Below are 23,771 nucleotides of genomic sequence, written 5' to 3'. Positions count from 1 at the left end.
GCTTTTACATTTTATGAAAGACTATTTATAAAAGGCGATTAGCTTTCGCTATCAGTATCATCAGATTCTGATTTTTCCGCCTGCGTTGGCTTCTTATGCTCAGTCTTCGGCTTACGCGTGCGCGCCTTAGGTACTTTTGGCGTGGTTAAATTAAACATGCCTTTTTGTGGCAACAACTGCTCAGCCACATTTTCAATCATGTTTTTATAACTGGCGATGGTTGTTTTTGATTTCGCCGCCTGAATTTCTTCTTTTGTCGCTGGCTCTGATACTTGTTCAGTTGGCTCAGGCGCTTGCTCAGTTTCGCTTTGCTCAACATCAGAAACGCTGGTTTCAGAATCAGCATCTTTAACCTCAGCATCTGCTGTTTTGACTTCTTCCGCCTTCACTGCTTCAACATCAGATTGCGCTGCGTTTCCTTCTTCTAGTGCTTGCTCAACCTTTAACAGCTGCTCACTATCGGCGCTGATATCGTCTGTCTGACCCTGATTTGCAAGCGCATTTGCTTCTACTTTATGGGCATCTACATGAGCATCTACATGAACATCAACATCGCTGTCGGCAGCTAAAGCGTCATCTGCAGGCGCTTCAGAAGTGGTAACTACAACTACTTCCTGATAGTCAGGATGCTGACCGCGTGGGTCGTTGCTTGCGCGTTTGCTAATGGCGCGTGGTTCAACGGCTGTTTTACCTTGCGCGGCGGCAAACTGACTGACCGCTTGCGTCATCTTCTCAAAGCGGGCGATATAATCTGCTGCTAAAGGCTGATAACCATAGTTGCTAAAGTTAAAGTCTTGATTGGCAGCTTCGCCAGTCACTACTTTAGGCTCATTACTGCTATCGACTTTAACCTTGTCGTCGTCAGTAGTAGCGGCTTGAGCCTGCTCAACATGCAAGGCAATGGCAGCATTAAAGCAGTTGATAACGCCCTCTGCTGCTAAGCGCGCTTGCGCTTCTGGTAGCGTCGCACGGATAAACTCACCAACCGTACCACGGATAGCTGGCATATTTACAGCGGTTGGCTTGTCTTGCTGATTTGCCTGAGGCATTTCAGCGACCGACGTTTTAGTTGTCGGTGTTTGAGCCTGCTGACGACGTACCACACGTGGGTCATTGCTGGCTTGACCAAACTTATTGGCCGTCACATAGCGCTTAGCAAACAAGGCGTCATGGTTAAGCTCAAACGCTGGTTGCTTGCTATTGCTGGCATCGTCAGCATTAGCATCAGTGGCAACATCAGAAGCAGTTTCCTGAGCTTTCTCTGTAGCTACTTCATTTTCAGCAGTGACATCTACTGGCTTTTGACTTTCAGCAACCTTTTGGCTATCAGCTGGACGGTCAGTTTGAACATCACTGCTGTTAGACGTTGCTTGCTCATCTGTCCCTGCTTCTTTAGCAGCAACTTTTTTAGCGGCGACTTTACTGTCGTCTGTAGACTTAGCGTCAGACATTTGCACTTTAGCTTCAGTAGCGCTTGGTTGTGCTTGGTCTGCTTTTGGTTCTGCTATTTTTGCTTCTTCTAGATGAGCTGCATCACTGTTAACAGTTTCAACTTGCTGACTGTTTTTCTCACTGTTACCAACCGATTCACGGCTGTTTTTAGCCGCTTGACTGTCAGTTTTTTGCTCAACAGCTTCCGGCTTATTTACATTTTTCGGAGTGCTGTCTTCTTGACTTGCTTTCTGCTTATCAGCTTCATTGCTAGCTTTCTCAGCGCTTTGCTTTTCAGGCGCTTGGCGAGTAGCTGTTACAGATTTACTGTCATCTAAAGATAAATGTACCACTTCTGGCGATTTGAGTTCCGTGGCTGCTTCATTGACCTGTAATATAACTTCGTTAGGGTCTTGGTTGCGGCGTGAGCTTGATTGGCTTCTACCATTGCCATTATTAGCCTCTTTAGTGCTTAGCTGAGCATTTTGTTGTACATTATCAGCGCTTAACGTCTCACCGCGCTCAAGTTTGCCGCGTGAGTGACGTTGGCTATTTGATTTACGCTTAGCACGAGTTTGCTCATCTGCAGCATTGGCGTTTTTGTCGTCAGCGTCGGTGCGTTCATGACGCTCATTGCCTTTGCTATTTTCGTTGCTCTCATTACCATTGCGACCGTTGTCTTGACGATTATTACGGTTACGGTCGTTAGGGCGTCTGTTATCCTGCTGACGTTTATCTTGGCTGTTCGATTCTTTGTTATCAGCGCTACTTATGCTGCTGTTGCTGCTGTCTGTAGTATCGCTAGCGACGTTATCACTCGTTTCATCTGACGGCTCTTTTCTTTGGCGCGTCTTAGAAGGGCGTGATTTACGTGGCTTACGTCTTCTTCTTTCTTCAGCATCGTTATTGTCATCAGCTGTGTTGTTAGACGTCTGCTGACGATTGGCGTTAACGTTTGACGGCTGATTATTAGCTTGCTGAGCATTGTCTTGTGGCGCTGCTGAGGCTTCATTATTAGCACTAAGCGCACTGTTATCCACTTGCCCAAACGAGCCTAAGCTTTGGGCGCCCGTATTGACCAGTGCTTCAATGGCTTCAGCGGCATCACGACTACTGACGCTATGAGTGGTCTGTGCCTGCGGTGCTTGCGCAAATAAATTAGACAACCAAGCAACGGCTTGCGGTTTGGCAACAGGAGCAGTTTGGGTTGCTACTGGCGCAGATGTAGCCGCAACAGCAGGCGTATTTTGTGTCGGCGCTTGTGTTTGTGGCTGTGTTTGTGTTTGCGGCGCCCGTGCTGATGAAACATTGCTAGCATTGTTATTGCTACGATGGTCATTGCTATGACTGGTCGTATTCTGCTGCTGGCTCGGCGCACTTTGCTGGGTATTGGCGCTTGTATTCACTTGCCCGTTGTTACCGTTATTATTACTGCTGTTATCGGCTATTTGACGTGGCTGGCGCGTCGGCTGCTGCTCAGGACGCTCTTTTTCAGCGGTTTGCCAGTCAACTTCATAACCCAAATCGCTATGTTCTTGGGCTGTATCCGTAATACGCTCATAGCTTGATGGGGCAAAGCCGTCACGGTTAAAGTGCAGCTTAAAGTTTGGCGATTCTAAATGTGCATGCGGCAAAATGGTAATACGCGTACCACTGTCTTGCTCAAGGTAGACCAAGGCATCGCGCTTTTCATTTAATAAGAAGGCAGCGATATCAGTCGGTACTTCTGCCTGTACTTCACCTTGACGTTCTTTTAAGGCGATTTGCTCAATTTGACGCATAATAGATAGTGACAATGAACGTAAATCACGAATCATGCCATTACCATGACAGCGCGGGCAAATATAACCAGTCGATTCTTCTAGTGATGGACGCAGACGCTGACGGCTCATTTCCATCAAACCAAATTTAGAGATATCACCGAACTGTACGCGGGCACGGTCATATTTGGTGGCATCAACCAAACGTTTTTCAACTTCTTTTTGGTGCTTATTGTCATTCATATCGATGAAATCAATGACAATCAAGCCGCCCATATCACGTAAACGCAATTGACGAGCAATCTCATCGGCGGCTTCTAGATTGGTATGATAAGCGGTTTCAGCAACGTCTGAACCTTTGGTCGACTTGGCTGAGTTAATATCGATAGATACCAATGCTTCTGTCTGATCGATAACAATTGAGCCACCTGATGGCAAACGTACTTCACGTTGATAGGCCGTTTCGATTTGTTTTTCGATATTAAAGCGCGAAAACATCGGCTCATAATCGGTATATTTACGTAGCTTTTCAGCTTGTTTTGGCATCACCGCGTCGATAAAACCTGCCGCTTCGATATAAGCGTTTTCGTTATCGATCCAAATCTCAGCAATATCATCGCGCAGATAATCACGCACGGCACGCGTCACGACGCCTGCTTCTTGATGCACCAAACGCGGTGAAGGATATTTTTGATTTTGTTCTTGGATGGCTTGCCAGATATTAAGCAAGTGATTTAAATCATGCTGTAAATCTTCTTGAGTTTTGCCAATACCAGCAGTACGGATGATAACGCTCATGCCTTTTGGCAAATCCAAACTGCCCAGCATACGCTTCATATCTTCGCGCAATTTACCCGAGATTTGACGTGAAATACCACCGCCACGAGGATTATTAGGCATTAATACCAGATAACGACCAGCCAATGATACATAAGTTGATAAAGCCGCGCCTTTATTACCACGCTCTTCTTTTTCAACTTGGACGATGAGCTCATCGCCTTCTTTGATCAGTTTTTTGATGTTTTCATCGCGTGGATTGCCGCTTAAATATTCAGCAGAAATTTCACGAATCGGTAAGAAACCTTGACGCTGTGAGCCATATTCGACAAATACCGCTTCAAGCGATGGCTCGACACGGGTCACATGACCTTTATAGATGTTGGATTTTTTTTGTTCGCGGGTACGGTTTTCTAAATCGAAATCGTAAAGATGATTGCCTTTACAAAGGGCAACACGGATTTCTTCGTTTTGAGTAGCGTTGATTAAAATGCGTTTCATATTGGTATCCTATGAGTACGCAGAACAACGACGAGACAGGCTTTAGGGCAGGGTGGCAAGTATGGCTAATAATACAATTAGCCTGAGCAGACGTTAATGAGCGGTAGAACGTAAAGCATAAATGCAGTTAAGCGCGCGGGCTTTTCGCAATCGCTTTTTGACCTAAAATGTATTAGCGATAAGGTATGCTAATGTCGGTAACATTCATATAGATAAGATAGGGTGTAAGGCTACTATCTATAGAGTTATTATGAATAGGCTTGTTCTAATGATTAATGCAGGAGCAAGTTAGTGGTCTTTTATTAGCAGTCATCTTATCCAGTTTGAGGGTCAGCGCACGTTGTAAGGGTGGCGGTGGATAATGACTGAGAGTCAAGAGGTCACAGGTACTAAAAAAGCATCGTGCTGTCACAGTAAACAATCAAGGTCTAGCAATAATATCGCTGTCATTAAGGACTATTATATAAGTGTTATCGTATAAAATAGTGCCGTGCAGCGGTTATCCTTTTAGGTGAAGCAATTGGTCATTCTTTATTTATCGTTCTTTTGGGTATAACGTCAATATATCTGGGGTATCTCAAAGCTAGGTGGCGCTGCTTTCGTCATCAGCGGGGCGTACTTGGCAAACAGAATAAATGACCGGCTTATCGGCACGGTGTCTCTTGTCTATTCTACTTATCGTCCTCTGTTTGACCACCAATACTCAGGCAGCTATCGACAATCAGTTAATGATGCTCGATTCTGGCTCTAAACGACCCATACTTGCTCATCTGCGCGCCTAAAGGACTGGATGATAAATAATTATGTATGATCATAAATAGTTATCAAGGTAAGTCGTGGTTATGCGGTAGTGAGTAAATGTTATGTTGTTATCGTTTGATAAAATTGTTTTAAAAATCTATCAAAGCGATGTTGTCTAATGTCACAATATTCTGTAATGATAAACAATCTTATGCTGATAACTTATCTGGTACTAATACTGTTTTGTACTAATAAATGTCAGCGTTGTTCTTACAATTTATGGGGCATTATAGGGTATATCAAGGGATATAACACCCTTAAAATCAGATGAAACACACAAGCTTAGCAGATTTTATAGCAGGCAGCGCTTAACTAACCAGTACTGACCAGCAGTAAAAATGGCGCTACACTGTCTGTAACAACAATGAATTATTGTCGCAGCCTCTGCTTAATTGGCGCTCAACATGCTAAACTATAGCAAATCTTTATGTAAATACCTAACTAAAAATGACAAACGACAAAATGACAAACGACGAACCTATCCACGAAGCTCCGGCTATCTTTAATAGCAAAACGCGCCCGCAAAGTGCCGATGACGAAATTAGTAACTTTGAAAAGGTCAACTACCTTGAAGTCACTCGCCATCAGCATGATCAGCGCTTGGACAACTTTTTACTCAATCGTCTAAAGGGCTTGCCTAAACCCCATATCTATAAAATGATTCGCTCGGACGAAGTGCGCGTTAATAATAAACGTTGTAAAGCGCATGACAGATTACAGCGTGAAGACGTGGTGCGTATTGCGCCTGTTCAGCTAGCCACCCGTGATAAACCTATTATCAGTACCGAATTTGCCAAGAGTTTATTGGCACGTGTGGTCTACGAAGATGAAGGTTTAATCGTATTGAATAAACCATCGGGTATCGCCGTTCATGGCGGTAGTGGTTTAGATTTTGGTGTTATTGAAGCCATGCGCGAAGTGACGGGCAAAAAGTACTTAGAGCTGATTCATCGTATCGACAAAGATACCTCAGGTCTGCTGATGATTTCTAAGAAACGCTCAGCGCTAAAAGCCCTGCAACAGCATCTGGTCGACAAAACCATCCAGAAGCACTATCTATGTATCGCCAAAGGTCAGCCTGCCCTGAACGAGCAGCGTATCGATGCGCCATTATTGCGCTATACACTGGCTAGTGGTGAGCGCCGCGTAAAAGTAGATGCACAAGATGCGCAAGCTAAAGAAAGCCAGACAGATATTATCGTTCATGGTCGCTTTATGCTGGCCAATCAGCCAGTCAGCTTGATTGAAGCTAAGCCACTGACCGGTCGTACTCATCAAATCCGCGTGCATTTGGCACATATTGGTCATGCTATCTTAGGTGATGATAAATACAATGTGCATGACAAGTCTGGCGTGCATCGTCTGTGCTTACATGCGTGGCGTTTGGACATTCCCGGCTATGAGACCATTACCGCGCCATTACCAGATGAGATGGTAGCTTGGTTACCAGCAGACATTAAACTACCTGAATAAGCTTAAGGGACTGATATTCCATTCTCAGTTTTTATATTAATATTCAGTATGAAACACAAACGTCACAGTGACTTATAAGGGCATGTCTTAGCCAAATAAGTGACCGTGACGTTTTCACATCCGCCATTTACGATGAATCGTTAAGGGTTAGTCCATGACAGCAGCAGCACTCGCTCATACATTAGCAGCAGCCAATACTTCTGATTTAGCAGCCGAGCATCACTTAGCCAATAAAACGCTGATTATTTTTGATTGGGATGGCACTTTGATGGATTCGATTGGCTTAATCGTTGAGTCAATGCACGTAGCAGGCGAGGTGCATGGCTTTACCACCACCGATCAGGCCGTCAAAGACATCATCGGGCTGAGCTTGATGCATGGCATTGAGATTTTATACCCGCAAGCAACCGCTGCGCAGAAGCTAGCGATTCAGCAAAGTTATGCGGATTATTATATTCCAAACAGCCATCGTACGCCGTTTTTTGCGCCTATCGAAACTATGCTGCAAACCTTACAACAGCAAGATAAGCAGCTGGCGGTCGCCACTGGTAAGAAAAGAAAGGGTTTAGATCGGGTATTAGATGGCTCTGACAGTCATCACTATTTTGCCATCACGCGCTGCGCTGATGAGTCAGGCTCAAAACCTGACCCGCAAATGCTGAGCGATATTTTAGACCATACCAAGCAGCCAATCTCGCAGGCGGTATTTATCGGCGACAGTATTTATGATATTCAAATGGCCAACCGTTTGGGCATGACCAGTATTGCGGTCAATTATGGTACGGCGTCGAGTAGCGAGCTTGCTGCCCAGCAGCCAACTTATCAAGTAGATACCCCGCAAGCATTGGCTGAGCTATTGTGTGCTTAAATAAGCATTCGTTTAAATGGTAAAAGATGGTCATAAAAATTAAAAAGAGTTTATCTTTGTTAGCGATAAACTCTTTTTGGCTGAAACTGTAACTGACAAAAACCGTGACTGATTAAAAAGTAGGACTGGCGAAAACCATGAGGTTTACTCGCCGTCTTTTTCAGCACTATCTTTTCTAGCACTATCTTTCTCAACATTGCCTGTTTGAGCAGCGTCCTTTGCAATCGCGTCTTCTAGCTCAGCGCCTTCTAGCAAAGCAAAAGAGGATTCAATAATTTTATTGGCATCAAGCTGATACTCATACCAGTTGCCCATGACGCCTGCCAATTCATCAAGCCCTTCTTTTCTTAACGCTGAAAATAGCTGAATGGTACAGTTTAAGCCCAATTGCTTCAGTCTCTTACGGGTATTCAGTAGCGCGTTTTTAGAAGCACCATATTTAAGCTTATCGGCTTTAGTCAGCAAGATATGCACCGGCAGATCACCATCTTTTGCCCAATGCAGCATTTGCTCATCAAAGAATTTAAGGGGATGACGGATATCTGACATCAGCACCAAACCTGCAAGGCTTGAGCGCGATACCAGATATTCCTCTAACTCAACCTGCCATTCTTTTTTCATCTCAAGCGGTACGGCCGCATAACCGTAACCGGGTAAATCAACCAAACGTCTATCACTATCGCCAATACTAAAAAAGTTAATCATCTGCGTGCGGCCAGGCGTTTTAGACGAGCGTGCTAACTGACGCTGATTGGTCAGTGCATTAATAGCGGACGATTTACCAGCGTTTGAACGTCCAGCAAAGGCAATCTCTAGCCCCACATCAGGCGGGCAAAGGCGAAAAGTCGGCGCAGACATTAGAAATTCAGTTTGCTGAATGCGTTGACGGGCTTTGGTATTAAAATCCGCGTGTTCAGCGGCGACATCTTTGAACGGGGTACTCATAAGTGACTCATTAATCTTGAAAAATTGGATGCGGTAATAAAAGTTTTTTGATTAAGCAGTGCTTACAGCAGCGTATGGAATAGGTGCGCGGCAAAAATAAGACTTCAATCATATAAGGGTTTTAGGATACCGCCTATTCTATACTATTACGGCGCTTAGTTATTGAAATAACGGCTATTACCCTTATATTAATTACATCCTATTGGCGACATAGTCTTGAAATGACTTTCAAGTAAATTGGCTCTTAGGGCAGTCTTCTGCCTCATCAGCAGCCTTTAACAAAGCTAAACTATATTTATATATATTAATACGACATATATTGTTACAATCTTTAGTAAGACAGATTGAATGAAAGACGTTTAATAAAATTATTGATTAAGCGAATGAAAAACGATGTGAGGTGTCCCATGTTCTCAATCACCACAACAGTTGCCAAAAGCTATCGCTTATTAGCCAGTACGGCAACCGCGCTCATAATTGGTTCGGCGCTGCTAAGTACTGCCAGTGCGGCTGATATTGCAACGTCCTATAATAATTCATGTGCCGCTTGTCACGATAGTGGCGCGCTCAATGCCATTAAAAAAGGCGACAGTGCCAAATGGCAACAGCTCATCAAACAAAAGGGCATGCCAGCGCTGATTAAATCGGTGAAAAGTGGCATGATTCAAATGCCCGCCGGTGGATTGTGCACAGATTGCAGCGATGATGATTACCGTAAACTTATCGAATATATGAGTAAATAGCGCTCAACTCGTGCCTAGGTCATGCCTAAGTTATAAAGCTATCCATCATTGTTTATAAAAATATATAAGGCGCAAGGTTGCTAGACCTGTTGCGCTTTTTTGTTTTTATGAAGCAGGTGATTAGGATATGAATAGAAAAAATACCCAATGCTACGATTAAGTAGGCAAATAGTAAAAAGTCTTGCTATAATAATCCAAAATAAACCCTGATATTAGTAAGTACTTTCGGGCTGCTTGTGATAAAGACCGCAGAATATATGGCTTAGCTGGCTAAATGATGGCTCTGTATATCTTTCGTCTTTAAATAATACAATCATGCTAGATAATGCTTACGCCGAGTTAGTAGGATTTGTATCAATGAAAAAGTTAATCGCTGCCGCCAGCTTATGTGTTGCAAGTTTCAGCGTACAAGCTGCTATCACTGTTCCTGAATATGATCTTAACGCTGGTAAACAAGTCGCCGAAACGGTCTGTGCTGCTTGTCACGGTGTTAATGGTGTGAGTCCTATACCAGCCCAGCCAAATCTTGGCGGTCAAAACGTGAAGTACTTATACAAACAATTGGTTGATTTTAAATCAGGCTATCGCAAAAACGGTATCATGCAATCACAAGTTGCCAATTTATCTCAGCAAGATTTGGCGAACGTGTCAGGATATTATGCGAGCCAAAAACCTTGGGGTGTGGCATTCGGTAATCCTGCAACCACACAAGAAGCGACTAAGCTGTTTTTAGGCGGTGATAAGACACGCGGTGTCATCGGTTGTGCAGGTTGTCATGGTCCAGATGCAGCGGGTAACGCTTGGGCTGCATTTCCACGTTTAGGTGGACAGCATGCTGAATATATCGCCACTCAATTAAAGCTTTTCCGTGCGGCTGGTCGTGTAGATGATATCGACAGCGATGAGCAAAAACGTGTCAACGATGCAGCAAAAGAAGGCGAGATGGGTATGATGCAAACCGTTGCGTCAAAACTGTCTGATCGCGATATTCGCATCTTGTCAGATTATGTGAGTGCTATCCACTAATTTGTTGCATGTTTAAATGAAATACTAACTTATGTACTTTCATGCAGCCGTTATGCTTTAGCTATTAAACCCCGATTTCGGGGTTTTTTTATAACTGTCAGTCCTTATATAATTTGCATAATCTTTTATAAAACTTGTATTAAATAAGTCGCCTGTATATAAAGCTAATAGAAAAAATATCGGCGTTTATCAGGGCTTTATATCATTAAATATCATTAAATGTTATTCACTTTGAATCGCTTGGATTTAAATTATGATGATTCGCTATGCTTCTTACTTTATCGCCGCGCTGTTACCGCTACTACTGTTTCGTTGGTTTGCGCCAGCATCCATAGGTGAGATCGATTTCTGGTTGCTTTGGCTATTAGCAATGGTGCTGGTCTCATTACCGGTCGTGTATGCTGAGATTGCCTTGGCCTATCGTAGTGCCGAGGCGCCTTTAGCGGGTATGCAAAAGCTTACGCGCGAGGCAGATGCCAGCTCTTTATGGCGCGGTTTTGGTTGGCTCGCCGCATTGGTGTCTATTATTATTGCAGCGCTGGTCATATCTGGTGCGAGCAGCGGGATTTTAGCCGCTCTAACCGAATTAAATAGCGCGCCTGATGTACCAAGCTTTGCCATTGCCGCAGGCTTAATGGTCATTGCTGTCTTATTAAGCTTACTGGGCGTCGCTCCTTTACCGATTGGCTTGGGTTTAATGCTGATTGGCTTACTGCTAGGAGTAGCAAACGGTTTACCAAATGTTGCTTTTGCGATGACCGATGTCAGCTTAAGCGAGTGGGCACGTGCTGTTGCCTTGGCGTTAGTCAGTGTGGGTGCAGGTACTGGCTTATATTGGTTTGGTCAGCATTTAGTCAGCAAGCAAGCCGTTACTGCGGTCGGGGTGGATAATCATAACGCCCAAAGATCTTCTCGTCATCATGCTACGCAAGAATATCGGGCAACTAAGCTTGTCCTACCGATTTGGATATTACAGCTGGTGGTTGGTGTTGTCGCCTTATTTATCAGCGGTATGGCATTGCCACCGATTGGGCAGTTACTATATTGGGTCGGCGTATTGTTTGTGGCCAGCTATTTACTACACTATAGTACGCAGCAATTGGCGCATAAATTTGGCTTGCTGGTCAGTGTGCTATTAACCTTTGTGCTAGCCCTGCTGCTAGTAGTTGCGATACCGACCAATTGGCTGGTTGGCATTTTGGTGATTATCAGTAGTATCGCCGTGTTATTACTGTCAGTTTTTGCCGGTTGGCAGATGAAAATCAGCCATTTGCGTAAGTCTTTAAACTTTGGCAATGAAGCTTTTTATAACTTATGGCGGGTGGCGATACGCTTGATTGTGCCTCTAGCATTACTGTTAGCGTTAATCGGCTGGGTGATGCAGTGGCTAAGCTAATGAACGCTGCTAATAACCATGCTGCTGATAACGGTGAAGCTGATAACGGTGAAGCTAGCAACAGTGAAGCTAACGTTAATATGTCTCAAGCTGAACAAAGCAATTTGATGACGGTATATCTGGCGTATGCCGAAGAAGCAGAGCGTCAGCATTACCTAACCGTCCAAGTCAGTCAAGGTACTACTCTATATGAGGTATTGGCGCAAGTGGGTTGGCTGACACAGTTTGAAGAGCTGGCAAAATGGTGCGAACAAGTGGCTGATATGACGACGCCAACGGCTAAGCGTTGGCGTGTCGGGGTATATGCACAAAAGCAGCCACTAAATTATATATTGCAGCCTTTTGATCGGGTAGAGGTATATCGCAGCTTAAGCGCTGATCCTATGTCTCAGCGCAAAAATAAATCTCGGGGTTAACCATCAGTCGCTATGATTTGCTAGCTAGTCGTTATGGTTTTCGAGCAGATTTACGATGCCGGTAAGCTGTCGATACCTTCGATACGAGTTACTATACCATTATCATCAAAATAGACAATTAAATGCTGGCTGGCATTTTTAACATCGGCGATACCTTTGCGGCGACCTTCTGTCCCTGCTTTATAATCGTAAATATAATCCCAGCGTTTAGGCTCTAATGTATCTTTAATTGCCGGACTGCCAAGAATATAAAGTACCTGATTTTGATTCATACCCACTTGTAGTTTTTGTGCTTGGGTTTGGGTAATGGCGGTACCTTGTGGCAAATCAATCTTATACACACTTAGTAATGAGCAGCCAGACATAGCGACAGCGGCACTAAGCATACTGGTAATGGCAATCTTGCGTACTGCGCTTGCAGAGCTTAACGAACGAAAATTCAATGTCTTTATCATGGTAAGATGACTCATAAAAAATGGGTTAGGCGCAGCTAAGAACCGATAAGGCTGGTCTTGCAGGCAATCTTGGACAAATGATACGTCATTTACTTGCAATTGCCTACCACTTACGACATTATTTACCAAACGCTATCTGGCGGTATTTATTATTTATATTTTAAATTCATAGACTTGGCGTCAAATTTTTATAAAAAATTGCTCTAGAAATTCGCCTAAGAGTGGCTAGGTTTTTATGGTTGATGTTTTTTTATCCGCTATTATTACTCATGATTAATGATTTTTAACTCGTGTTTTTTGAATTTATTTGCTAAGACTTTCATAGTCAGAAGGGATATTATGGCTTCTTTTACCAATCAAGATTTACGTAAAGCGGGTTTGAAAGTAACGTTACCGCGTATCAAAATTTTAGAGCTGCTTGAAAGCGCAGAGCTGCATCATATGAGTGCAGAAGAGGTGTACAAGGCGCTGATTGAGCAAGGTGAGGATGTGGGTCTCGCCACCGTTTATCGCGTGCTGACGCAGTTTGAGCAAGCGGGTATCGTTGAGCGTCATAACTTTGAAAACAATCTATCGGTATTTGAGATTACCCAAGAAGAGCATCACGACCATCTGGTTTGCGATGTCTGCGGTAAGATTATCGAATTCCATAATGAAATCATCGAAGAAGAGCAGACCAAAGTAGCGGCAGAGCATGGCTTTAAGCTATCGGGTCATTCTTTAGTGCTCTACGGTATTTGTGATAATCAGGCTTGTAAAGACAACGCAAAATAAGCGTTTCAAAAGAATAGCTGATACTGCTAATTTTAAAGCCATAAAAAAGCCCTCAGATTCAATGAGGGCTTTTTTATGGAAAATACTGAATAAGTTAATAAGTAGGATCAAGCTAAGTAATATAAAGCTAAGTAATATCTAGCGATAAACTATCAGCGCCTTCATCTAAATTGGCGGTGCCATTTTTATTGCTCAATTTGATTTTTAAGCGCAAATCATTAGGAGAGTCGGCGTGCAGAATGGCTTCTTTATAGGTGATTTCGCCCTGTTCATACAAATCAAACAGCGCTTGGTCAAAGGTCTGCATACCACTCTCGCGTGAGCGCGTCATTACATCTTTGATTTCATGAACCTCACCCTTACGGATATAGTCACTAATTAGCTGTGAGTTTAATAAAATCTCAATAGCAGCGCGGCGTCCTTTGCCATCAGGCGTTGGAATCAGTTGCTGGGCGATAATGGCTTGTAAGTTCAGCGATAAATCCATAAACAACTGATTATGGCGACTGGTTTCAAAGAAGTGAATAATACGGTCAATGGCTTGGTTGGCGTTATTGGCGTGTAAGGTGGCAAAGACCAAGTGCCCGGTCTCAGCATATTGAATCGCGTAGCTCATGACCTCACGGTTACGAATCTCGCCAATCAAAATTACATCAGGCGCTTGGCGTAAGGTGTTTTTCAGCCCCGCTTCAAAAGAGTGGGTGTCGATACCGACTTCACGCTGAGTAACGATACAACCGCGATGCTTATGGACAAACTCGATAGGATCTTCGATGGTAATAATATGACCGTGTGAGTTCTGGTTACGGTGCCCAATCATTGCCGCAAGGGTGGTGGATTTACCGGTACCCGTTGCACCAACCAGCAAGATAATACCGCGCTTTTTCATCGCCAGCTCTTTTAACGCTGGTGGCAGGCGCAGCTCTTCAACCGTTGGGATTTTATTCTCAATTTTCCGTAAAATCATCCCCGCCATGTCGCGCTGTATAAAAGCACTAACCCGAAAACGCGCTTGCTGAGCTTGGTCTGTAATCGCAAACTGACACTCATTGGTTTCGTCGAATTCTTTTTGTTGGCTTGGCGTCATCACGCCTTTAACCAATCTCATGGTTTGCTCAGCCGTTAATGGCGTTTTGCCCACGGGCAAAATTTTGCCATTGATTTTCATAGATGGCGCAACGTCAGCGGTAATAAAAAGGTCAGAGCCGTTTTTATTGATCATTAACTGTAAAAGTTTATCAATGTCCATAACGTACCTACACTTGGAATATATAGATTAAAAGGTGCTTCAATAAACTTTTAAAGACTGCCAATAACGACCATTAAAAATGAATAAAGCCGATTAAAAATCTATGATTGTCAATTTGTAATGTTATCAAAACTTAGTGTTATAAAGGTTTAATACTTTGAAAAACAGTACTAAATAAACGCCTCAGGCTGCTTAGCATAAGGACGTGCAACATCTTTGCTAATAGTACCTTTTGAGACAAGGTTTTTAAGCGTTTGGTCAAGGGTAATCATGCCATCACCAGCACCCGTCTGAATAGAGGAGTACATCTGGGCGATTTTGTTTTCACGTATCAAGTTACGAATAGCAGGCGTGCCTAGCATAATCTCATGCGCGGCAATTCGTCCGCCGGTTTGACGACGCAAAAGGGTTTGCGAGATAACCGCTTGCAATGATTCTGAAAGCATCGCTCGAACCATGTCTTTTTCAGCAGCAGGGAAGACATCAATCACGCGGTCAATGGTTTTTGCCGCTGAGCTGGTGTGCAAAGTAGCAAAAACCAAGTGCCCTGTTTCAGCGGCGGTCAAGGCTAAGCGAATAGTCTCAAGGTCACGAAGCTCACCAACAAGAATAACGTCTGGATCTTCACGTAACGCAGAACGCAACGCAGGCTCGAAGCCTAAGGTGTCGCGGTGGACTTCACGTTGGTTAATCAAGCTCTTTTTAGACTCGTGGACAAATTCAATCGGGTCTTCAATGGTTAAAATATGCTCTTTACGAGTTTCATTGATATAGTCAATCATGGCCGCCAGCGTGGTAGACTTCCCTGAACCCGTCGGACCTGTAACCAATACTACGCCGCGTTTAAAGTCGGAAACACGTTTGAAAACCTCGCCCATACCCAAGTCTTCCATGGTGAGAACTTTAGAGGGAATGGTACGAAAGACCGCGCCTGCACCGCGATTTTGGTTAAAGGCGTTAACACGAAAGCGCGCTAAATTTGGAATCTCAAAAGAGAAATCGGTCTCAAAAAACTCTTCAAAGTCGGCGCGCTGCTTATCATTCATGATGTCATAAATCAGCTGATGCACGACTTGGTGGCTCATTTCTGGCATATTGATACGGGTCATCTCACCATCGACACGAATCATCGCTGGCATACCGGCTGAAATATGTAAATCTGAGGCTTTATGCTTGACCGTAAAGCGCAGCAAGTCTTCGATGTTTAAATTATTCTTTTCAGCCATAATCGGATATTCCTATCAATAAATAAGGGTGAGCCAAAAAGCGTATAGAATGTATAACGAATACTTATTCTATAACGCCATCTAAGCCAATCATCTTAAAAATATGTTGATCTTCGCTGTATTTGTTACCATTACTACTGTCTTTAGTAGTAAATGTTAGACCATGTAACAATATCATAACAAGACTATAGCTACTTAACCATCTACTATATAAATAAAATGCAAAAATAGTTCAGTAATTGTTGGTTTTATGAATATTGATTTATTATTTCTCTATTAAAAGAGTATTTATCAAAAGTTAAAATGACTTATAAAAATAATGATCTAAGACAATAGCATCCTTTATCCCTGTGAGCCTTTTATGAACGATATCTCTAAGCAAACCCATAAAAATAATATTCCTACTGTTGTGACTGCATTTGATACGCAAAATGAGGAAGATAACATCGAGAATATAAATCTAATTGAAAGTTGGCAGCAGGTTAATAAACAGGTGGCGCAGGCGTGTGCCCAAGCGCCAAGGCAGCATAATGAAGTCACTTTACTGGCGGTATCTAAAACCAAGCCTGCTGAGATGGTTGCGACATTAGCGCGGCAGGGGCAGCACGATTTTGGTGAAAATTATCTGCAAGAAGCGCTTGAAAAAATACAAGTTTTACGAGAACAGCCAGAATGCGAATCTATCATTTGGCATTATATTGGCAGCATTCAGCGTAATAAGACGCGTGATATTGCTGAGCATTTTGATTGGGTGCAAACGCTGGAGCGCGAGATTATTGCTAAGCGTCTTAATGAGCAACGCCCAGCTGAACTACCGCCTCTTAATGTTCTGATACAAGTCAATATCGATAATGAAGACAGCAAGTCCGGCTGTTTGCCAGCCGAGTTACCTGAGTTGATAACTGCCATTAAACATTACGAACGCTTGCAATTGCGTGGTCTGATGATTATTCCGGCAAAAGCCAATACCGATGCCTTTGCTCGAACCAAGCAGTTATTTGAAGATATCAAGATTGAGCATCCAGAGTTACCGCAGTGGGATACGCTGAGCATGGGCATGAGTGGTGACATGGGTGAAGCCATTGCCAATGGCTCGACCATGGTGCGCGTCGGCACGGCAATATTTGGCGCGCGTGCCTAATTTTGAGCTTGTTATTAATTGACTGTTAAAGCATTAAGCGAATACTAAATCAAATTATAAAATATTAAATTTGAACCGCTCTTTTTACTTAACCGTTTCTTCAAGTTTGGTGACGAGTAGCTGGGTAATTTTAAGGTTATCAGTAGCGATAATCTCAAAACGATAATTGGCATATTCGATGGTATCGGTTTTTTTAGGAATTTTGCGCAGCATATACATCATAAAGCCGCTGATGGTTTCATAGTTCTGACTGCGCGGTAAATTGACAATATCTAGCGCCCGAATGACGTCTTCAATCGGCGTCATACCATCGATAAGCCAAGAGTTATCCGTACGCTGCACGATAGGCTGCTCTTCAACGGTCACTAGCTCACCCATGACAATACTCATCACATCGCGTAGGGTAATGACGCCAACTACCAAGCCATATTCATTAACGATAACGGCAAAGTCAGCGCCGGTCGATTTAAACATCTCTAAGACTTCAAACAAAGACAAGGTATCGGGTACAAATAACGCCGGTTTTAATAGCGCTTTGTCAGTTAGGCTAACCTCTTGTTGGTTAAGTACCAAGGCTAAAAAACTGCGCGACTCTACATAACCGATAATTTGTTCTAAATCGTCTTCCTCACAGACCAAAAACTTATTATGCGGCTGCGCAATCATCACCTCGACCACTTCTTCTGTACTGGTCTTGCTATCAAAATAGACGATATGCTCACGCGGATTCATCACTGAAGTGACGGTACGCTCTTGCATCTCAAAGATATTTTCGATCAAATGGTGCTCTTGTTTTTTGAGCACACCAGCTTCAGCGCCAGCGTCCATTACCGCATAGATATCTTCTGGAGTAATATCATCTTGGCGAATGGTTGATATGTCAAAAAGCTCAAAGATAAGGTTTGCGGCGCCATCAAAGACCCAAATAACCGGCTTAAAAATAAAAGTCAACGCCATCATAGGGCGTACCAGTCGCACAGCAAAGATTTCTGCATTAGACATCGCCAAGCGCCTAGGCATCAAGTCAGCAAGTAGGGAAAATAAACTGTAATAAGGACGAATGAGATGATAGATGCCGCCGCTTCATGCTTGATGAGCAGCTGCAAATAAGGGCTAATGGCGGACTCACCAACCGCACCGGCTGAAATGGCGACGGCGTTCAGCACAACTTGCACCACAGTAATAAATCCACCAGGATTTTCTTGCATATGCAGGACATCAAGGGCGCGGACTTCGCCTTCTTTTGCCATGATTTGGAGCTTAATCTTGCGACCAGCAGCGATGGCAATCTCGGCGGCAGAGACAAAGGCACTCAAGGTAAGTAATAAAAGAAGGAAGATAGTAGCGGTGATCAAACTCATGACGGACTCGGATAAAAATAGGTAGGGTAGCTAAATTAAAAACAGTAGTTGCAATAAGATGAAGTAAGAGATTATGTATAAAAATTTGGGGCAAGTAGCAGATAGCGAAGATTATTTATCAATAAAAACTAAAAAAGCTGGGTAAGCACCCAGCTAATTATAAAACACTTGAATAAAGTTATATAAAAACTTAAATCTATCCAACCTTTTAGTTTGTCATTTAAATAGAGGTTAATCTAAAAAATAACAGCATAACTAAAAGGTTGTAATGATAAATCAGTAGTTAAAGCTTAGCCTTTTATTGACCATTTATTCACCAGTGGGAAACGACGCTCGCGACCAAAAGCTTTATGGCTAATCTTAGTGCCAATCGGTGCTTGCGAGCGTTTGTACTCGCTGTTATCAACCATTTTAATAACCTTGGCGACCAAGTCAGCATCAAAGCCTTTATCGACGATATCTTGATAACCCATATCTTCATCGATATACGACATTAAGATACCATCTAAGACATCATAGTCAGGCAGGCTGTCTTGGTCTTTTTGATCAGGACGCAGCTCAGCCGATGGCGGACGCGTAATCACACGCTCAGGGATAACTGGCGTATCTTCTAAGCGGTTACGGTAGCTAGCAAGTTTATAAACTTGTGATTTATACACGTCTTTTAGCACATCAAAGCCGCCAGCCATATCACCGTATAACGTTGAATAACCAACAGCCAATTCTGATTTATTACCCGTAGTGATGACCAAATGACCAAATTTATTAGACAATGCCATTAACACCACACCGCGTGCGCGCGCTTGGATATTCTCTTCGGTAGTATCAGCAGGAGACTTGTTAAATAGTGGCGCTAAGGTATGGCGAATGCCTTCAACCGCATCAAAAATCGGGCAAACGGTATAAGAAACGTTTAAGCGACGGGCCTGTGCTTGCGCATCTTCTAAGCTGATTTGCGAGGTATATTCGTACGGCATCATCACCGCATAGACTTTATCAGCGCCCAGAGCGTCGACGGCAATACACAAGGTCAAGGCTGAATCGATACCGCCTGATAAGCCAACGATGATGCCAGTGAATCCCGAAAGATTGACATAATCACGTAGACCAACGACCAGCGCTTGGTACATCTCTGACTCACGGCTTAATGATAAAGGCGCTTTTGCTTGCGTATCAAATTTTGCCGTTTTTACATTAAATGTCGCTAGCATGAGCTGATTCATAAAGCGTGATGCTTCGTGAGCTACGCTGCCATCGGCTTGAATCGCCATAGAGCCGCCGTCAAAGACCAAATCATCTTGACCGCCAACCGCGTTTAGATAAACGATAGGCAAATTGTTTTCGCGACTACGTTTGGCCAGCATGGTTTTACGGTTGTCTTGTTTTTCAATCTCAAACGGTGAGGCGTTTAAGCTCACAATCAGGTCAGCACCTTGTTTTTTAAGCTCGGCAATCGGACCTTTTTCCCACAAATCTTCGCAGATAAGCAAACCGATGGTAATGCCTTTATAGTCAAACAAGACTTGATTGCGACCTTTATCAAAATAACGGCGCTCATCAAATACGCCATAATTTGGCAAGATTTGCTTATGATAAAAGCCTTTTTGATGACCGTTATGCAAAATCGCAGCCGAGTTAAAGGTGCCATGATGGTCGACATGTGGATAGCCTACTATCATCACGATGTCATCGATATCACTTAAAGACGACAGCGCGCTTTTGATACGTCCTGAAAGACTAGGACGTAGCAATAAATCTTGTGGTGGGTAGCCCAATAATGCTAACTCTGGGAAGATAATTACATCAGCGCCTTGCTCACGGGCTTGTAGTGCGAGCGTGCGCATTTTTTCAGCGTTGGCTGTGATATCACCAACCAAAAAATGCGATTGGGCTAGCGCAAAAGTCACGCTGTCTTGCGGTTTAGATGCCGTATTGGCGTCATTTGAGGCAGTAGAATTGGGGTTATCAGTATCTTTTGCAGTGTCTCTTGACATTGTTATTGTTCCTATCAATAGGTTGTGTAAATGTGTTGAATCCGTCTTGGTTTCAAATAAAACCAAATCAAAGTAATTTATAAAAGTAACGCAAAATATAAGTGTTTAATCAGGCACTCAAAACACGACGCTTAAATAGTGAGTCGAAATAATGAGCGCCAAGCTTGGATAGGCATCAATATAATGCTTATCGACAATACCAAAATATGCAGCGCCGCTCTAAATACCAGTGATTAAGACAGTCTAGAGTAGGGTGGCAGATGAGGATTGCAAGAAGTAATTTTCAAAACGCCAAGGCTGATAATGCTAAAAACCTATAAGGTTATACTAACTTAACAGCATTCAAGCGTTCAGATTAATCCCTTTAGTATAACATCAATTGTCCGTACTAATAGAACTGAGCAGTGATTTAGCTGGCAAGATATCACAGCAAAAGTCACTAAAAAGGCAATAGGTAGCCGTTATGCTATAAGGATAAATCTGCTTGGGAGTTTTTGCGTGCAAGCACCGATATTCACTGATAATGCGTACGGATAAATGTAAGTAAAGATTACAACATAGTCTTATTTATTGGGTTTATTTTATTGCATAATAAACCGTTACTGTCGGCGGCTTAACTCATTTAAGCGCAGGTAAATATCAAATTAACGCTATTTAAATCAGCAAAGATTGTTTTTAGAAATTAATGCTGTTTTGCTAGCCAAATATGATGTTTATAAAGGTGCTGTATGGTACGGTAGCTGTATTGCGCGCTGTATTGCGCGCTGTATTGACAGCAACTTTTTTACGCCGCAGTTACGACGAAACTTATTATCCAATATTAACTATTACCTAATATTTACCACCTAACATACTCGCTAAGGGATACCAATAATGGACATGGTCTGTAACGCACATGCTCTGTGATTTTTATCCACCTATTTATAAACGTTACAGCAAAGCCGGATTGGCTTTTTGCTGCTTGCTCTTGGTTTATACGCTATGATTGAAAACTGGACAAAAGAATTTCTTATTCAGCGCTTATTGGCCATTACCTTATTGGTGGTGCTGTTCGTATTATGTTTCCAAGTCGTACAGTTTTTTATTGTACCAGCGCTATGGGCAGCGATTTTAGCCTACGTGACTTTTCCTATTTATAATTTTTTTCACCAAAGAGTTCGATTCAGCTCAAATTTTAGCGCCGCTATTATGACGGTGAGCATCACGCTTATGATTGGTGTGCCGCTCGTCGTTGGTATCTTTATTTTGCAGCAAGAAGCGTTAAGCCTTATTAGTAATTTAGTCTATCGCATCAAAGTCGGCTATTTGGATGTGCCTGACTCTGTCAAGGATTTGCCCATCATCGGTCAGCAAGTCAAAGATGTATTATGGAGAATCAACAAAAACCCTGAGGGGACACTAGAGGCTTTTCGTCTTTGGGTACAGTCGCATCTGTATTATGGCAAAGTCGCTTTCGATGTCGTCTTCAGTGGTCTTGCCAAACTTGGCATGGCGCTGATGACATTGTTTTTCTTTTATCGCGATGGCACCAGTTTGGTACGTCAAATCCGTCAAGCGCTGCGTAATATCATTGGCAATCGTATCGATGGTTATATTGATTCGGTTGGTACGACCACGCGCGCGGTCGTCTATGGTATCGGCTTGACTGCATTGGCGCAGGCATTACTCGCGGGTATTGGTTACTATTTCGCTGGCGCGCCAAGTCCTATCTTACTCACCATTGTGACTTTTATCATTGCCTTAATTCCCTTTGGTACGCCATTTGTTTGGGGCGCGGTATCGATTTGGTTATTAAGCCAAGGTCATACCGTAGAAGGGATTGGCTTAGCGCTTTGGGGTATACTGGTTATCAGTTGGGTTGATAACCTTATCCGTCCTATCGTTATTAGTGGCGCGACCAAAATTCCTTTTATCATTATTTTTATTGGGGTATTGGGCGGTTTAACCGCGTTTGGTTTTGTTGGTTTATTTATTGGTCCTGTGGTATTGGCAATCGGCCTTGCCGTATGGCGTGAATGGATATCGCAGCATAAGAATGAATTATTTGCCCAGCAAGAAGGGATGCTTGTTGACGGTCCACTGCAACCTAAAGCTACTGAGCAAAAAGCTACTGAGCAAAATAAAGACGAAAATATCGTTTCTACTGACCAAACAGAAGGTTAAAAAGAGAAGCGCATAAAGTTTGATAATAAAAAACACACTGTCCTAATGATGCGATGGTTGATAAGAAACCTTTATAAATAGGGATATTTAAAGATGCCTAATGCCAGCACTACGAATAACGATAATATGCGTCCTCTGACCATTGTTGCTGATAGCAATATCGCCAGCCTTAATGAGTTTTTTAATGCATCAACGCTTGGGCAAGAGACGAAGCGTACGGTGAAGATTTTTGCCGTCGCTGGACGTGATATCAATGCCCAGTTGCTAGCCGAGTGTCAGCCTGATGTGTTATTGATACGTTCGGTGACGCCAGTAGGCGCGGCGCTATTGGCAGATAATAACAGTGTGAAGTTTGTTGGTTCGGCGACCATCGGTACCGATCATGTCGATCAAGATTATTTGGCAGCACGCAATATAACCTTTGCTAATGCCGCTGGCTGTAGTAAGCATTCGGTTGCGCAATATGTACTAACTGCGGCCTTAACCTTACGCCCGCAGTATTGGCAGCCATCGATGCCGCCCGTAACCTTAGGAATTATCGGACTGGGCAATATTGGCAGCACCCTTGCGCAATATGCTCATGATTTAGGTTGGCAGGTATTGGGTTACGATCCGCTACTGCCTGCATCGAATATTAATAATGCCAGCTTTGCGCAGGTAATTAGCCAAAGTAATGTTATCAGCTTGCATGTGCCGTTAACCGATAAAAAAGATAATGCTAATCCTAATGGCAGCGACTATCCAACCCGGCATTTAATCGATAACAATGCTTTGGATGCGATGCCTGCAAGTACTTTGTTAATCAATAGCGCGCGCGGACCGGTCATTAATGCGCATGACTTAGCAGCCGATATTGAACGTACGGGTCGCCAAGTGGTACTCGATGTGTTTGAACATGAGCCAGAGATTTCTGAGAGTTTATTATCAAAACTTGCGATTGCCACAGCGCATATCGCCGGTTATACGGTCGAAGGTAAGCTACGTGGTACGCAAATTATCTATGATGCGCTTTGTGAAAAATTGGCGGTCACACCGGCGCAGTCTATGCATACGCTATTGCCGCTCAATATGTTTTTATGGTCTGAGCTCAAGGCGCATCCGGAGAGACTGATTAAATTTTATAATATCATGCAAGATGATGCTGCATTACGAAGTAAGTTAGCTGATGGTCAGGTAAACGGCGCCGACTTTGATCAATTGCGCCGAGATTATCATTTACGCCGTGAATGGCAGTCGTAAAATTTAGGTGTTTTTAAAAGTTAGCTGGTATT

Annotated in this window: 17 protein-coding genes and 1 pseudogene; 10 read left to right on the top strand and 8 right to left on the bottom strand. The window is 43.2% G+C overall.

All coding sequences use genetic code 11. The features are described 5' to 3' along the window. Positions 1–38: 38 nt before the first annotated feature. The gene (locus JMX94_RS00785) at positions 39–4,469 is read right to left on the bottom strand and encodes an Rne/Rng family ribonuclease (RefSeq protein ID WP_201562372.1); all 4,431 of its coding nucleotides are present in this window, start codon (positions 4,467–4,469) and stop codon (positions 39–41) included. 1,263 nt (positions 4,470–5,732) lie between these two features. Between JMX94_RS00785 and JMX94_RS00780 the strand changes: the two genes are divergently transcribed. Both JMX94_RS00780 and JMX94_RS00775 read left to right on the top strand, forming a co-directional pair. Beyond that, on the top strand, positions 5,733–6,743 hold the full coding sequence (locus JMX94_RS00780) for an RluA family pseudouridine synthase (protein WP_201562370.1): 1,011 nt from the start codon (positions 5,733–5,735) through the stop codon (positions 6,741–6,743). A gap of 154 nt (positions 6,744–6,897) precedes the next feature. After that, positions 6,898–7,611 carry an HAD family hydrolase gene (locus JMX94_RS00775; protein WP_201562368.1) on the top strand — a complete coding sequence of 238 codons (714 nt, stop codon included), beginning with the start codon at positions 6,898–6,900 and terminating at the stop codon, positions 7,609–7,611. Between the two features lie 144 nt (positions 7,612–7,755). Here the strand turns inward: JMX94_RS00775 and yihA are convergent, their stop codons facing one another. Next, positions 7,756–8,556 carry a ribosome biogenesis GTP-binding protein YihA/YsxC gene (gene yihA, locus JMX94_RS00770; protein WP_201562366.1) on the bottom strand — a complete coding sequence of 267 codons (801 nt, stop codon included), beginning with the start codon at positions 8,554–8,556 and terminating at the stop codon, positions 7,756–7,758. A gap of 407 nt (positions 8,557–8,963) precedes the next feature. Between yihA and JMX94_RS00765 the strand changes: the two genes are divergently transcribed. The 4 genes from JMX94_RS00765 (at position 8,964) to JMX94_RS00750 (ending at position 12,137) form a co-directional block, all read left to right on the top strand. Next, a complete protein-coding gene (locus JMX94_RS00765; protein ID WP_201562364.1) occupies positions 8,964–9,299 on the top strand; it encodes a cytochrome c5 family protein in 336 nt (111 codons plus the stop codon). 357 nt (positions 9,300–9,656) lie between these two features. After that, positions 9,657–10,325: a cytochrome c gene (locus tag JMX94_RS00760; protein ID WP_201562362.1), complete on the top strand. Its 669-nt coding sequence runs from the start codon at positions 9,657–9,659 to the stop codon at positions 10,323–10,325. A gap of 253 nt (positions 10,326–10,578) precedes the next feature. Further along, positions 10,579–11,721 carry a hypothetical protein gene (locus tag JMX94_RS00755; RefSeq protein WP_201562360.1) on the top strand — a complete coding sequence of 381 codons (1,143 nt, stop codon included), beginning with the start codon at positions 10,579–10,581 and terminating at the stop codon, positions 11,719–11,721. Continuing rightward, on the top strand, positions 11,721–12,137 hold the full coding sequence (locus JMX94_RS00750) for an RnfH family protein (protein ID WP_227673451.1): 417 nt from the start codon (positions 11,721–11,723) through the stop codon (positions 12,135–12,137). Before JMX94_RS00755 ends, JMX94_RS00750 begins: the two co-directional genes overlap by 1 nt. 50 nt (positions 12,138–12,187) lie before the next feature. Here JMX94_RS00750 and JMX94_RS00745 read toward each other — a convergent pair whose 3' ends face one another. Continuing rightward, positions 12,188–12,607: an outer membrane protein assembly factor BamE gene (locus JMX94_RS00745; RefSeq protein WP_183619781.1), complete on the bottom strand. Its 420-nt coding sequence runs from the start codon at positions 12,605–12,607 to the stop codon at positions 12,188–12,190. Between the two features lie 324 nt (positions 12,608–12,931). Between JMX94_RS00745 and fur the strand changes: the two genes are divergently transcribed. Beyond that, on the top strand, positions 12,932–13,366 hold the full coding sequence (fur, locus tag JMX94_RS00740; RefSeq protein WP_201562358.1) for a ferric iron uptake transcriptional regulator: 435 nt from the start codon (positions 12,932–12,934) through the stop codon (positions 13,364–13,366). A gap of 127 nt (positions 13,367–13,493) precedes the next feature. Here fur and JMX94_RS00735 read toward each other — a convergent pair whose 3' ends face one another. After that, complete coding sequence (locus tag JMX94_RS00735; RefSeq protein ID WP_201562356.1) at positions 13,494–14,615, bottom strand: PilT/PilU family type 4a pilus ATPase; 1,122 nt, start codon at positions 14,613–14,615, stop codon at positions 13,494–13,496. A 170-nt stretch (positions 14,616–14,785) separates the two neighbouring features. After that, positions 14,786–15,841 (bottom strand): type IV pilus twitching motility protein PilT, encoded by a 1,056-nt coding sequence (locus tag JMX94_RS00730; protein WP_201562354.1) that lies wholly within the window; start codon positions 15,839–15,841, stop codon positions 14,786–14,788. Positions 15,842–16,250: 409 nt separating this feature from the next. On the opposite strand from JMX94_RS00730, the gene JMX94_RS00725 reads away from it, so the two are divergent. Beyond that, on the top strand, positions 16,251–16,982 hold the full coding sequence (locus JMX94_RS00725; protein ID WP_374220386.1) for a YggS family pyridoxal phosphate-dependent enzyme: 732 nt from the start codon (positions 16,251–16,253) through the stop codon (positions 16,980–16,982). Positions 16,983–17,066: 84 nt separating this feature from the next. Here JMX94_RS00725 and JMX94_RS13515 read toward each other — a convergent pair whose 3' ends face one another. From JMX94_RS13515 to JMX94_RS00715, 3 genes and pseudogenes are all read right to left on the bottom strand, one after another. Then, positions 17,067–17,714 carry a transporter associated domain-containing protein gene (locus JMX94_RS13515; RefSeq protein WP_374220385.1) on the bottom strand — a complete coding sequence of 216 codons (648 nt, stop codon included), beginning with the start codon at positions 17,712–17,714 and terminating at the stop codon, positions 17,067–17,069. Between the two features lie 114 nt (positions 17,715–17,828). Beyond that, a pseudogene (locus tag JMX94_RS13510) lies at positions 17,829–18,343 on the bottom strand (CNNM domain-containing protein); the annotation flags it as partial. A 290-nt stretch (positions 18,344–18,633) separates the two neighbouring features. After that, positions 18,634–20,337, bottom strand: coding sequence for an NAD+ synthase (locus tag JMX94_RS00715; RefSeq protein WP_201562350.1), 1,704 nt, complete (start codon positions 20,335–20,337; stop codon positions 18,634–18,636). A gap of 981 nt (positions 20,338–21,318) precedes the next feature. Here JMX94_RS00715 and JMX94_RS00710 point away from each other — a divergent pair. After that, positions 21,319–22,500 (top strand): AI-2E family transporter, encoded by a 1,182-nt coding sequence (locus JMX94_RS00710; protein WP_227673450.1) that lies wholly within the window; start codon positions 21,319–21,321, stop codon positions 22,498–22,500. A 126-nt stretch (positions 22,501–22,626) separates the two neighbouring features. Beyond that, on the top strand, positions 22,627–23,739 hold the full coding sequence (locus JMX94_RS00705) for a 4-phosphoerythronate dehydrogenase (RefSeq protein WP_201562452.1): 1,113 nt from the start codon (positions 22,627–22,629) through the stop codon (positions 23,737–23,739). Positions 23,740–23,771 lie beyond the last annotated feature (32 nt).

The organism is Psychrobacter sp. CMS30, from assembly GCF_904846565.1.
Lineage (GTDB): Bacteria > Pseudomonadota > Gammaproteobacteria > Pseudomonadales > Moraxellaceae > Psychrobacter > Psychrobacter maritimus.
The sequence above is the reverse complement of the archived record's forward strand: the minus strand, read 5'-3'. Positions and strand labels throughout refer to the sequence as shown.

Bases quoted from the DNA above. Each gene is read 5' to 3' on its own strand.
- fur (WP_201562358.1), top strand. From the start codon at position 12,932: ATGGCTTCTTTTACCAATCAAGATTTACGTAAAGCGGGTTTGAAAGTA.
- JMX94_RS00785 (WP_201562372.1), bottom strand. From the start codon at position 4,469: ATGAAACGCATTTTAATCAACGCTACTCAAAACGAAGAAATCCGTGTT.
- yihA (WP_201562366.1), bottom strand. From the start codon at position 8,556: ATGAGTACCCCGTTCAAAGATGTCGCCGCTGAACACGCGGATTTTAAT.
- JMX94_RS13515 (WP_374220385.1), bottom strand. From the start codon at position 17,714: ATGAATCCGCGTGAGCATATCGTCTATTTTGATAGCAAGACCAGTACA.
- JMX94_RS00710 (WP_227673450.1), top strand. From the start codon at position 21,319: ATGATTGAAAACTGGACAAAAGAATTTCTTATTCAGCGCTTATTGGCC.
- JMX94_RS00760 (WP_201562362.1), top strand. From the start codon at position 9,657: ATGAAAAAGTTAATCGCTGCCGCCAGCTTATGTGTTGCAAGTTTCAGC.
- JMX94_RS00775 (WP_201562368.1), top strand. From the start codon at position 6,898: ATGACAGCAGCAGCACTCGCTCATACATTAGCAGCAGCCAATACTTCT.
- JMX94_RS00780 (WP_201562370.1), top strand. From the start codon at position 5,733: ATGACAAACGACGAACCTATCCACGAAGCTCCGGCTATCTTTAATAGC.
- JMX94_RS00745 (WP_183619781.1), bottom strand. From the start codon at position 12,607: ATGAGTCATCTTACCATGATAAAGACATTGAATTTTCGTTCGTTAAGC.
- JMX94_RS00730 (WP_201562354.1), bottom strand. From the start codon at position 15,841: ATGGCTGAAAAGAATAATTTAAACATCGAAGACTTGCTGCGCTTTACG.
- JMX94_RS00750 (WP_227673451.1), top strand. From the start codon at position 11,721: ATGAACGCTGCTAATAACCATGCTGCTGATAACGGTGAAGCTGATAAC.
- JMX94_RS00715 (WP_201562350.1), bottom strand. From the start codon at position 20,337: ATGTCAAGAGACACTGCAAAAGATACTGATAACCCCAATTCTACTGCC.
- JMX94_RS00755 (WP_201562360.1), top strand. From the start codon at position 10,579: ATGATGATTCGCTATGCTTCTTACTTTATCGCCGCGCTGTTACCGCTA.
- JMX94_RS00705 (WP_201562452.1), top strand. From the start codon at position 22,627: ATGCGTCCTCTGACCATTGTTGCTGATAGCAATATCGCCAGCCTTAAT.
- JMX94_RS00765 (WP_201562364.1), top strand. From the start codon at position 8,964: ATGTTCTCAATCACCACAACAGTTGCCAAAAGCTATCGCTTATTAGCC.
- JMX94_RS00735 (WP_201562356.1), bottom strand. From the start codon at position 14,615: ATGGACATTGATAAACTTTTACAGTTAATGATCAATAAAAACGGCTCT.